Annotated in this window: 4 protein-coding genes; all 4 read right to left on the reverse strand. The window is 43.9% G+C overall.

Annotated elements, in window-relative coordinates:
* A partial coding sequence (locus tag ACYTXL_RS26465; RefSeq protein ID WP_461927298.1) for a condensation domain-containing protein occupies positions 1–1,348 on the reverse strand: 1,348 nt, incomplete at its 3' end.
* A 293-nt stretch (positions 1,349–1,641) separates the two neighbouring features.
* On the reverse strand, positions 1,642–6,282 hold the full coding sequence (locus ACYTXL_RS26470) for a type I polyketide synthase (RefSeq protein ID WP_461927299.1): 4,641 nt from the start codon (positions 6,280–6,282) through the stop codon (positions 1,642–1,644).
* Positions 6,275–10,210: a type I polyketide synthase gene (locus ACYTXL_RS26475; protein ID WP_461927300.1), complete on the reverse strand. Its 3,936-nt coding sequence runs from the start codon at positions 10,208–10,210 to the stop codon at positions 6,275–6,277. The genes ACYTXL_RS26470 and ACYTXL_RS26475 overlap by 8 nt, the downstream gene beginning before the upstream one ends.
* An 86-nt stretch (positions 10,211–10,296) precedes the next feature.
* Positions 10,297–13,497 carry a non-ribosomal peptide synthetase gene (locus ACYTXL_RS26480; RefSeq protein ID WP_461927301.1) on the reverse strand — a complete coding sequence of 1,067 codons (3,201 nt, stop codon included), beginning with the start codon at positions 13,495–13,497 and terminating at the stop codon, positions 10,297–10,299.
* Positions 13,498–13,684: the final 187 nt, after the last annotated feature.

Raw genomic sequence — 13,684 nt, forward strand, 5'->3', positions numbered from 1 at the left:
TATCTGCATTGAACAGATCGGTATTGTACTCCAGAGTTCCCATCAGCCCTTGCTTGATTTCTACCATAACTAGGGTTAGATCAAACTTCGCTGTTTTTTTATCGAACTCCAAAGGGCTTAAGGTTAAACCTGGTAGCTCCAAAGTCGTGCTTGGAGTATTCTGGAGTTGGAACATCACCTGAAATAACGGTGTGTGGCTCAGGTTTCGCTCCGGTTGCAATTTCTCCACAAGCTGCTCAAAGGGCAAGTCTTGGTTCGTGTAAGCTCCCAAGGCAACCTCTCGCACTCGGTTCAAAATCTCTCGGAAACTTGGGGTACCTGAAAGGTCAGTACGCATGACCAAGGTGTTGACAAAAAATCCAATTAGTCCCTCGATTTCAGCTCGGTTGCGACCAGAGATGGGGGTGCCTACCACGATGTCATCCTGACCAGTGTAGCGGTAGAGCAACGTCTGAAACGCTGCCAGTAGCATCATGAATAACGTCACCTTTTCCTGCTGGCTTAGTGTCTTAAGAGCTTCGGTTAGGGGCTTGGACAGAACCAGAGATTGTTTTGCGCCTTGATCGGTCTGAATCGGTGGACGAGGACGGTCAGTGGGTAACTCTAGTATATTTGGAGTACTGCTCAATTGCTGCTTCCAGTATGACAGTTGAGCCTCTCGCACTTCTCCCTGGAGCCACTGCTCCTGCCAGACAGCAAAGTCTGCATACTGGATTGGAAGTTCCAGGAGCGGTGAAAGCTTACCTACAGAAAAAGCTTCATAAAGAGCCACTATTTCTCGGATGATTACCCCAAAAGACCATTGGTCACACACAATGTGATGCATTGTGAACAGCAACACGTACTGAGCTTCGTCTAATTGCAGCAGAGTGACTCGCACCAATGGATCGTTCGTTAAATCAAAGGGTCGCGCCTGTTCCTCAGTTACAAGACGTTGTACCTCTGCCTCTAGCTCATCCTTTGGCAGCAACTGTAGATCCACTATCGGTAGAGCCAGAGCCAAAGTTGGGGCGATGACCTGGAAGGGTTGCCCATCTACTATGGTAAAATTAGTACGCAAAACTTCATGACGCCGCACAATTTCGTTAAGGCTTTGTGCCAGTGCGGTCTTGTTAAGCGAGCCATTGAAGCGGAAAGCGTAGGGTTCGTTGTATAAGGATTGACCGGGGTGCAACTGGTCAAGGAACCACAGGCGCTTTTGGGCAAAGGACAGGGGAACAGGGTTCTGTTGTAAACGTCGAGGAATCACCTGATCTGTAAATTTACCTTGCATCCACTTTTCAAAAAGCGCCCGTTTTACTGGTGACAAATTAGATTTTTGCCCTGAAAGCGCATCTGGTTCAGACATATTGCTACTTTATTGCTATTTTAATAACAGATGAAAACTAGTAGAGCACGGCGTAAATAAACCACCAATTTAAAATGTCTAAAACCCTTATGCAATGGTAATTACGAATTACGCCTTCGCGTAGCGTCTAAAAAAGGGGTTTTACGCCGTGTGCAACTTTCTCTGAGACCTAACCCCCAACCCCTTCCCTGCAAGGGAAGGGGAGCAAGAATCAAAGCCTATCGACCTTTCGGGGAGAGGAATGGAAGCAGGGTTTCAAGAATAAGTTGCACATCGCGTGGTTTTAGTCAAAATTAAACTCCTAAAAGACGTTGAGCTTCCTCTTGAGATAATTGTTCGATTTTCTCCATAACCATTTTTTCAATAAGTTCAGCCAACTTGGCAATAGTAGAGTATTCAAGGAAGAGACTACGTAGAGGCAATTCTATTGGGAAAGATTTTCGCAGTTGAGAAATAACTTGGGTTGCTAGTAGCGAGTGTCCGCCTAACTCAAAGAAATTGTCATGGATGCCTAAGCGCTCAATTCCAAGGAGTTGTTGCCAAATATTGGCAACGCTTTGTTCCACAGGAGTGCGGGGAGCAACGTAATCATTCCCCAAGTTGGGGCGGGGATGGGTTGGTTTAGAGAAAGGAGCCGACGCTAAATGCTCTTCTAGGCCTGTTAAATGCTCTTCCAGCGACATTTTTGAATATCTCTGCTGAATCCGAGTCTGTAAATCTTGTGGGGAGACAACAACCTGAGGTAGTCCACTGTAGATAATACGGCTAAATGCATCAACACCCTCTTTTGTTGGTATTCCTTCTTTTATTTTCTGTTCACGCCATTTTTTTAGTTGCTCTGGGACGGCTGTGTTCACTAGCATCCCCATGTCTCGCCAGCCACTCCAGTTGATAGATACAGTGAATGAACCTTGTCTGGAGTAACTCCGGTGAGCAAAACAGTCAAGAAAAACATTAGCTGCACAATAGTCTACCTGCCCTAATCCACCTAAAATTGAACTATCAGATGAACAAATTACCAAAAAATCTAACTTCACATCCCTAAAGATGGCATCAAGTACTAATGTTCCTTTCACCTTGGAAGCCATAACACTTGCTGCTGCTTGCGGGGTTTTTAATTGAATTATGCCTCCACCAGCAATCCCAGCAGCGTGGATGACACCATGAATTTCACCAAAGTCCTCAGATACCTGAACGATTACTGACTGCATCTGTTGAAGATCGGCGACATCAGCGCTTTTCACTAAAACAGAGGCACCTAACTCCTCTAGCGTCTGCACTTTTTTTATTTTGATGCTTACAGAATCCTGGTCATCATGAGTCGCCAACCATTGTTCCCACTCATCTTTTTTAGGAAGACCAGAACGCCCGACCAAAACCAGTTTGGCTTGCACTGTCTGAGCTAAATATTTCGCCAGTTCCAGACCAATACCTCCCAGTCCACCTGTGATCAAGTAGACTCCCTTTTGCCGCAGCCGTGTTTTCCCCGCGATCGCTTCTTCTAAATGGACGGCTTCAAAAGTTTGAACCCAGCGATGATGTTCACGATAGGCAATGATTAAGTCAGTTGGCTGTATTGTAACTTCTGCTACAAGTTGGTCTATCAGTTTCTGCTTTTGTCTTTCAAGTTGTGGAAGAACAACATCAATGCTACGGCAGATAATATTCGGATATTCTTGGGAAATGACTTTACACGATCCGATTACCGTTGCTTTTTCGGGGCATAGGCTCTCATCACCGGTCACATCGTGAATATTATTGGTAACTACCAGCATTTCAAGCGGATCGGTAATCTCTTGTTGTCCAACTGCTTGGGCTAGAAAAAGCAAACTGTAAAAGCCAAAATACTGATTTGTTTCAAAAGACTCAATTCCTGAGGGTGTCTGATTGTTCGCTGTAATGCCCCAGAAGTGAGCAATTATTTGTGGGGTTAAATCCTGCTCAATCAGAGCTTGGAACAAGGCATCATAGTCATCCCTTTGTTGAGGGTTGATGGAATATGCATACTCGTGAAGTTTGGTAAATTGCTCTCCCTCGATCACGGTAATGACATATTGACTTTGTTGTTGCAGGCGTTTTACGAGAAGCGATCCCACATCACACCTATCGACAAAGACTAACCAACACGACTTCTGCTTTACCAGTTCTGCATTTTCAACAGGCTCAAGCGGCTGGGACTTTTTCCAGACTGGAATGTAGAACCAATCAGCAAGATTCAGCTGTTTGTGTAACGCTTCTGGGAACGTAGTCACAGGCGCGGCTGAGGGTTGTGGTTCAATCCAGTATCTTTGTCGATCAAATGAATACACTGGCAAGGGAGTTCGATAACGCCGTTGATTAGCGTAAAAGCCTGACCAATTTATTTCTACTCCGGTAAGCCAGAGCTGCGAGAGTGTGTTGAGCAAAAAGGCGACATCCGACTGTTGCTCTTTTGGATGGCGTAACGAAGAAAGTACAATCTGTTGCTCGTCTTGTTCTATATGCTGTCTAGCTAATGTAGTCAACGTCCGGCCAGGGCCAACTTCCAACAGAATTTGCTCTGGCTTTTGCAGCAACAGTGCAACCCCTTCAGCAAAGCGTACTGTTTGCCGTAGATGCCTTGCCCAGTAGCTTGGATTGGTTGCCTCAGTTGCAGCGATCCAAGTGCCAGTCACATTGGACACAAAAGGAATTTGCGGAGGCTTCAGGTTGATTTTTTTTACCCGATCTAGGAACCTCTGGATGATTGGGTCCATCATTTGGGAATGAAAGGCAGCTGATGTATGCAGACGGTGACAGTCCACAGCTTGCTGAGTAAGTTGGTTTTGCAACTCATCAATCGCCGAGCGGGGGCCGGAAACCACGCACAGGGATGACCCGTTGATTGCAGCTAGGGCAAGTTCTTCGCCTAGCAAAGATTGCACTTCTTTTTCTGGTAGGGATACAGCCAGCATATCGCCAGCAGGCATTTGCTGCATCAGTTGTCCACGGGCTGCTACCAATGCTAATGCATCTTCTAGAGAGAACACACCAGCAAGGCAAGCTGCTACATACTCTCCTATACTGTGACCAATCATTGCTTCGGGACATACTCCCCAAGCTATCCACAATTGAGCCAACGAGTATTCAATCACAAACAGCGCTGGCTGGGTGATATGAGTCTGTTTAAGGTGCTGTGTTGCTTCTTGGATTTCTTCTTTGCTTGGATACAGCACAGAGCGCAAATCAATTGTCAAGTGAAATTTTAGCAGTTCACAGCATTTATCAACCTGTTCTCGGAAAATTGGCTCGCTCTGGTACAGTTCTCGACCCATCTCCACATACTGTGTACCCTGTCCGGGAAACATGAACACGACAGAGCGATTACAGGGCTTTTGGTAGTGGGTGAAAACTCGTTGAGGATCTTGAGGAGATAGTGTTTTCACTGCATCTTCAATTGTCTCGCACACCAGCATCCGCCGATAGTCAAAAGCGCGACGGCCGATACCAAGAGTGTAAGCTACATCAGCGAGAATCAAATCAGGATGCTGCTTTAAGTGGGTAGCTAAATTAGCTGTGGCTGTTTCTAGTGCTGTACTAGTCTTGGCAGATAGCAACAACAATTGCCAGGGACGAGCCGGACCAGATGGTTCAACAACTGGGGCTTCTTCCAGAATCACATGGGCATTAGTCCCACCAAAGCCAAAAGAACTGACTCCCGCACGGCGAGGGGTGCCGTTCGTCTTCCACTCAGACAATGTAGTATTGACGTAAAAAGGACTGTTGGCAAAATCAATTTCGGGATTGGGTTGCTCAAAATGCAAGCTGGGTGGTATTTGCTTGTGTTTGAGTGCAAGCACGGTCTTGATCAGGCTTGCAACACCAGATGCCCTATCTAAATGTCCGATATTAGTTTTTACTGAACCAATGGCGCAGAAGCGCTTCTTGTTTGTTCCTGCACTAAATACTTTTTTCAGCGCCCTAACTTCAATAGGATCGCCCATAACTGTACCTGTTCCGTGGCATTCTACATAGGTAATTGTCTCAGGAGTAAACTCAGCGATCGCCTGAGCCTCAGCAATGACCGCAGCTTGTCCATCCACGCTAGGTGCTGTATAGCCCACTTTCAAAGAACCGTCGTTATTAATGGCTGAACCCTTAATAACTGCATAAATGCAGTCGCCATTTGCCAGTGCTTCTTCTAATCTCTTTAGCACAACAATGCCCATACCGTTACCGAAAACGGTGCCTTGTGCTTTAGCATCAAAAGTGCGGCAATGACCATCGGGAGAAGTCATTCCGTCTTCTTGATACAAATAACCTTTATTTTGCGGAACTCGTACTGCAATACCACCAGATAGAGCCATGTCACATTGGTAACTCAGCAATCCTTGACATGCTAGATGAACTGCTACCAATGACGTGGAACAAGCAGTACTAACGTTAAGGCTCGGTCCCTTGAGGTTCAATTTGTAAGAAACCCGTGTAGGTATGTGATCTTTCTCATTACCAGTAATAATGATTGTCCCACTTAACGATTTGAGAAGGTCATGATTTGAGATCAGGTTGTTCAGTAAGTAGGTACTTAGGTTGCTACCTGCGTAAACTCCTATAAACTCTTCATATGTTTCAGGGTCGTAACCTGCATTTTCAAGAGCTTCCCAGGCACACTCCAAAAAAAGACGATGTTGTGGGTCCATAACTTCAGCTTCACTAGGCGTGAAGCCAAAGAATTGAGCGTCAAACATCTCTATGTCTGACAGCCCAGATCCGGCTTTTACATAGTGAGGGTTACGCAGCAAAGTTGGGTCTACACCTTCTGACAGTAATTCCTCATCAGTAAAGAATGAAATCGACTCCCGTCCTTGGGACAAATTCTGCCAAAACTCATCAGTACTTTTGGCTCCAGGAAAACGACCGGCCATCCCGATAACGGCTATTCCTTTTAAGGAATCGTGAGATTCTAGATTATCCATCTGTCTTCTTATTTTGCTTGATTAGGTTTCGCTTCATCTGTTGGCTGTTTGCTCCAATAGCTTCATTTCGCCTCTTGGCGCGGTCAGAGGCTTGCTGATAGGCAGGTTGTTCATCCTCTTTGCCGATGAGATGTTTTGCCAAGGCATTTATGGTCGGATATTCAAATGAGTCGGAAATTGATATATCTCTGTTAAGCTTTTCTCGCAGTTGGCTACGAACTTGAACAATGAGAAGTGAATCGCCACCAAGCTCAAAGAAGTTGTCGTGAATTCCTATTGCCCCAATCCCAAGAAGGTCTTGCCAAATGTCGGCAAGGGTTTGCTCGGTTTCATTCCTGGGAGCAACATAAGGATTAATCAGTGATGGTCGTTGTTGTGTTGGTTTGGATAAGTTAGCTTTAAAACCATTATCCTGTTTACCCTGAATTAAAAAATCACGACTCTGTAGCTCGTATTTTGCTTCATCCAATCGAACCGGCTCAAAGTTTTGCACCCAACGATGAAAACCACGATAGGCAATCACTCGGTCATAAATATGAGTTTGTAGCTCAAAAAGCAGTTGGTCTATGAGTTTTTGCTCACTCCAGTTTGCTGATTTGGGAATAACAACATCAATGCTACGACAGTTAATGTTTGGGTATTCTTGAGGAATGACCCGAATCGGTCCAAGTAAAGTTGCTTTTTCTGGACACAGCAACTCTTCGCCTGCCACTTCCTGCATATTGTTGGAAATGACCGCAATTTGCAGCTCATCAGTAAAATTCTGTTTTCCAAGTGCCTGTGCTAGAAAGAGCAGACTATAGAATCCTGTTTCTTGAGATTTCTCAATGGTTTCTAGTTCTAACTCTATAGGATCAACAGGTGTGACACTCCATAAATGAACAATTGTTTTTGGGAACTTGTTTTGTGCTAAAAGTTGATTAAGTAAAGTCTCATAGTCATGACGTTGTTGAGGATTCAGAGTAAACAAGCGATCGCTTAGTTTAGTAAACTCGGACCCGATCCTGACAGCGATCGCATCTTGATCCTCAAGTTCGAGTCGTTTCACCAGTTCTTCACCCAAGCCGCACTCATCGATAAACACAAGAGTACAGGACAAAACTGGATTCTCACTTGGTTGATTGACGGGTAATGGGGAGCGTTTCCAAGATGGAATGTAGAAACAGTTTGCCATTTCCGGATTTTTTTTGCGTAGAGAGGTTGCAGGTAGAGTCTCTACATCCGTCTTGACAGCGCTTGCTTGTCTTTTAGGATCAATCCAGTGACGCTGACGCTCAAAGGGATAAGTTGGCAAGGGTAGGCGATGACACCGCTTATGAGTATAGAATCCCGACCAATCTATCTGTACTCCAGTAAGCCATAGCTGACTTAATGTATTTAATAAAAACGCTATATCTGAGTTGCATTCTTGTGGATGGCGTAACGAAGTTAACATAACCTGGTCAGCCACTTTATCTGGATGTCGTCTAGCTAATGTAGTCAATGTCCGCCCTGGCCCTACTTCTAGGAAAATTTGCTCTGGCTTTTGCAGCAACTGAGCAATACCCCCAGCAAAGCGCACTGTTTGCCGTAGATGCCTTGCCCAATACCTTGGATCGGTTGCGTCGGCTGCGGTAATCCAATTACCACTGATATTGGATACAAAAGGAATTTGCGGTGCTTTCAGGTTAATTTTTTTTACCTGTGCCATGAACGGCTCAATGATTGGCTCCATCATTTGAGAATGAAAGGCACCTGATGTATGCAGACGACGACAGTCAACCCCTTCTTCAGTCAACCTGTTGTCCAACTCATCAATCGCCGACCTTGGTCCCGAAACTACACACAGAGATGGTGCGTTGATTGCAGCTAGAGCAAGTTCTTCGCCAAGCAAAGATTGCACTTCTTTCTCTGGTAGGGGTACAGCTAGCATGTCACCAGCAGGCATTTGCTGCATCAGTTGTCCACGGGTAGTCACTAGCATCAATGCATCTTCTAGAGAGAACACACCAGCAAGAGTTGCGGCCACATATTCTCCTATGCTATGACCAACCATTGCAGAAGGACGGACTCCCCACGCCATCCATAACTTTGCCAAAGCGTATTCAACGACAAATAGCGCTGGCTGAGTAATATAAGTTTGTGTCAGCTGCTGTGCTGCTACTGTTGCCTGTTCTTCCCTTGGATACAGAATAGTGCGTAGGTCTAGCCCTAAAATAGGTATAAGTATTTCACAGCAATAATCAACTTGTTTCCGAAAAATTGGCTCAGTCTGGTACAGTTCTCGACCCATTTCTACATACTGAGACCCCTGACCAGGAAACATAAATACAATCTCTCGCTCAGATGGTTCCTGGAAATAGGTAAAAACTCGTTGTGGGTCTTTTGTCTCTAAAATTTTGACCGCATCGTTAAGGTCTTGACAAACCACTATTCTGCGATGGTCAAACATTCGCCGACCCACACTCAGAGTGTAAGCAACATCTGCCAAGTTGATTTCGGGATGCTGCTGCAAGTGCTTGACTAGATTTGTCGTAGCAGTCTCTAGTGCCGATTCCGTTTTTGCAGAAAGAACTAACAGATGATATTTCCTCCCCTGCTCCCCGTGCCTCCCCTGCTCCTGCACAGGGGCTTCCTCAAGAATCACATGAGCATTAGTACCGCCAATGCCAAAGGAACTGACCCCTGCACGGCGTGGTGTTTCCTTTGTCTTCCATTCGGACAGCGTACTGTTAACATAAAAGGGGCTGTTAGCAAAATCAATCTGGGGATTGGGCTGCTCGAAATGCAAGCTGGGTGGTATCTGTTTGTGTTTAAGTGCGAGAATGGTCTTGATTAAACCAGCAACACCAGCCGCAGTATCTAGGTGTCCAATGTTGGTTTTTACTGAACCAATAGCACAGAAATTCTTTTTCTCAGTTCTGGCGCGAAAAGATTTGGTGAGCGCGGCAATTTCAATAGGATCTCCTAAAACTGTTCCGGTACCATGAGCCTCTACATAGCTGATCATCTCGGATTCAATCCTAGCCATTGCAAGAGCCTCAGCAATCACCTTTGCTTGACCATCAATACTGGGAGCTGTATAGCCAACTTTTGCAGAACCGTCATTATTAATAGCTGAACCTTTAATCACAGCATGAATACAATCTCCATCTGCTAGAGCATCTGCGAGTCGCTTTAAAATGACTATGCCCACACCATCACCGCTCACAGTTCCTTGGGCTTTGACATCAAAGGCGCGGCAGTGTCCATCGGGAGACAAAATTCCCCCCTCTTGGTATAAATAGCCGGTCTTTTGTAAGGTCGTTACAGAAACTCCACCAGTCAAAGCCATATCAGATTCACGATCTATTAAGCTTTGACAGGCTAAGTGAACGGCAACTAATGAACTAGAGCATCCAGTTTGGACAGTGATAGCTGACCCCTTCAGGTCTAGTTTATAAGCGACTCGTGTGGTCAGGTTATCTGTACGATTGTTATGCCTAAGTTGGTCAAGACCGACTAATTTTATCAGTTCGCTGTTGGAAAAAAGATTGAATAAAAAGTAGGAGCTAATGCTAGCACTACCATAAACACTAATCCGACCTTCATAAGTTTTAGAATCATAGCCAGCAATTTCAAGAGCCTCCCAAGCAGTTTCTAAAAAGAGGCGGTGCTGTGGGTCCATAATTTCTGCGGTTCTGGGAGAGTAATCAAAGAATGAAGCATCGAATAATTCTATATCTTCCAGTACAGCGTTTGCTTTAACATAATTGGGGTCACTCAGGAAAGATGGATCTACCCCTACAGACTCCAGTTCTTGATGGGAAAAAAATGAAATTGATTCAACACCATCTCGCAGATTGTGCCAAAAATCATCAATATTTTTAGCTCTGGGAAACCTTCCCGACATCCCAATAACAGCTATATCTAAATCGCCTATTTTATTTTGTTCTTCTAGGCTATTCATCACAATTTCCTTCTTGATCGTTTGATGATTTGCACTGATGGTGATTTAAGTACACACCTAAAAATCCTGTTTTTGGTCAGATAATTTTACCTAGATTGTGCTCTTGCCTGCCTGGAAGCAATGCGGCTTTCAGCTCGTTGATTACTTTCCTCAAATGAGGATGTTTCAGTTTGTTGTTGTGTTAAATATTTAGCCAAGGAGTTGATAGTTGGATATTCAAACAAATTAAGTATTGATATATTTGTGTTTAAAACTTCTCGCAGTTTAGCATGAATTTGAACAAGGAGTAATGAATGACCACCAAGGTCGAAGAAATTATCATAAATACCCACTTTCTCAACATGAAGCATCTGCCGCCAGATATGAGCAATGGTTTGCTCGACTTCGGTTCGAGGTGGTTCATAAGTTACTTCTAATTCAGGGCGATGACTATCTGGCTTTGGTAGCACATTACGATTAACTTTACCATTGGGTGTCAGTGGCAAAGCCTTCAACATAATAAAAGTTGAGGGCATCATGTATTCTGCTAGTTTCTCTCTAAGAAATCTTTGCAGTTCGCTAACATTGAGTGTTTGCTTAGAAACAACGTAGGCTACTAAGGATTTGTTGCCATCATCTTCCCAAACTGCCACTACAGCCTGTTGCACTTGGGGATGTTGAGACAGGATGGTTTCAATTTCTCCAAGTTCAATGCGGAAGCCCCTAATTTTTACCTGGTGATCGGCTCGCCCAATGAATTCAATATTGCCGTCAGGTAAGTAACGAGCTATGTCACCAGTTTTGTATAAACGCGAACCAGTCTGTGCAAAAGGATTGGGAATAAACTGTGCAGCCGTTAAATCAGGGCGATTCAGATAACCTCTAGCTAACCCTGCACCGCCAATGTATAATTCACCCTGTACGCCAATGGGCACAGGTTGCAGTTGTTCATCTAGCAAATAAATCTGCGTATTGGCAAGTGGACGACCAAGGGGTACTGTCTGTGTATGACTAATTTGCTGATCAACTGTGAAGGTAGTAACTCCCACGGTGGCTTCTGTAGGGCCGTAGTGATTGAAAATGAAGCTGGATGGTGCTTGCTGCTGAATCTGTTCAATAAGTTGCCAGCTTGCAGCTTCGCCACCCAGAATCAGTTGCTGGCGGGGTAAGATGGAATCGGATGGTGCAGAGGCGAGAAGAGTGGCGAGGTGAGAGGGGACAATTTTGAGACAGTCGATCGGATGGGTGCGGCAGTATTTTGCCAAGACTGTTGAGTCAGTAGCACACTCGGTGGATAATATATGCAGACATCCACCAGTACAAAGAGCAGCAAAAATCCCGGTGTTACCTAAGTCGGCAGCTAAGGTGGAAACAGTGGCGAAGTTGGCTGTTGCTGATAAGTCTAACCTCTGTGTAATTCCGTGAAGGTAATTCAGCAGTTGTCGGTGTTCGATCGCAACTCCTTTGGGTTTACCAGTAGAGCCAGAAGTGAACAAAACATAAACTAAATTCTGGGCTGTCATTTCACTGGTGGGATTTTCATTTTTGTACTGAGTAATGCTATCCCAATCTGTATCTAAGCAGACTATCTGCGCTACATCTGTTGGCAGGCTATCAACGAATCGCTGTTGTGTCAATATCACAGGTATTTCAATATTCTGCAATCGGCTGGCAAAACCTTCTTTGGGTAAGGTTGGATCTAGCGGTAGATAGGCTCCGCCAGCTTTCAGGATACCCAAAAGTCCTATAATCATTTCAAGCGATCGCTCTACACAAAGCCCAACTAAAACTTCCGGCTTGACTCCCAGTGTTTGCAAGTAATGAGCTAGTTGATTAGCTTTGCGGTTAAGCTCTGCATAGGTGAGTTGTTGGTCTTCAAATATAACGGCAATGTCATTAGGTGTTTTTTCTACTTGTTCTTCAAAAAGCTTATGTATACATTTGTCAAGCGGATAATTAATCTGCGTTTGGTTAAACTCAACTAGTAGCTGTTGGCGATCGCTTTGGCTGAGTATCTCTAATTGACTTATTTTCTGCTCTGGATTTGCAGTCGTACTAGTTAATAAAGTTTGAAATTGTCCAGCTAAACGCCCAATAGTATCTGCCCTGAAGTAATTGACATCATAGTAAAATTCTGCAATTAGAGAGTTATCGCGCCGAGTACAAGTGAGTTTAACTTTGAATGGCTCTATACAGCTGTAATATTTATCAAGATAAAATGAGACACCACCGACAAAGCATTTTTCCGGTAATTGCTCAAACTCGAAACCAATGGGAAAAGCTAGGTGATTGTCATTTTCTATAGGTTCAGGAACGAAATAATCCTGCCATTCTATGGCATCATCAAGAGTTTTTCCAGCGAGTTTCAAGACTTCTTGAAAGCGCAAGTCTGGTGTCAAATGACTTTTAATTGGTATCCAGGTGGCAAGCAGTCCTAGTACGTCTTGAAGTTCTTCATAATCTCTGCGATCGCAACCCATACCAATGACGATATCAGGCTGTCCTGTAAGTCTAAAAATCAGCGTTTGCCAGCAAGCTAGTAAGACGACAGCAGCGGAAGTATTATATTTTTGGGCTAAAGTTTCAATTTTGGCTGTCAGTTCGGGAGCGATCGCCAATCGGAAAAACTCAGGCTGGAATTCTGATTGTTTTGAAGGTTGACTTTCAAAAGGCAATCTTAATGTAGCTTGGCAAGGAAGCTTTTGCTCTTGCCAGTATTTATTAGCCGTCTCTGCATCTTCGTCTTTAAATAATTGATTCTGCCATTCGGAAAATTGCAGGTATTGCACAACTTCTTGTGATACTGCTTTACCTTGTAAGCAAGCAGAGTATGAATAGCTGATTTCAGCTACCAGATTTTTGAGTGTCCAAGTATCGGCACACAAGGTAGGTAGATTAATTAGTAAAATATACTTATTTTCTGATAGCTTCAATAGAGATACATGCAACAGTAGCCCTTGCTCAAGGTCGAAAAGTTGGCGTCTCTGTTGTTGGAAAGGAGCTTCAATTTTAGCTTCTTGTTCCTTTGGTTCACAATTACTCAGATTGATTTCGTGCCACAATACAACACTACTATCTGCTATGACCATAACCGGAATTTTGATACCTGACAAGCGATGAAAGCTTGTCCGGAGAATTTGATGTCGATTGATGACTTTTTGTAAAGCATTTTTTAAAACTTCTGGTTTGAGATTGCCTTCGAGGAGAAGTACACATTGAGCAGAATAAATGAAATTATATTGCTGTAATAACCAAAGACGCTTCTGTTGAGGAGAAAGTTTAAAGCCCTCAATAGTTTTACTTTGCATATGTTTACTCAATTTTTCTAGCATCGTTTATTGATAATAGTGATAGTATTAAAAGGACTCTGTTTTAAAAGAGATAGACTTTTGACTTAGTTGTTAAACTTGTATTAATAGCATTAAATAGAACGTTGTTTTTGATGTAAATCTTGGTTAAACTTATAGGATATTTAGATTTTTTCAAAAATGAAAT

This window comes from Nostoc sp., from assembly GCF_054880495.1.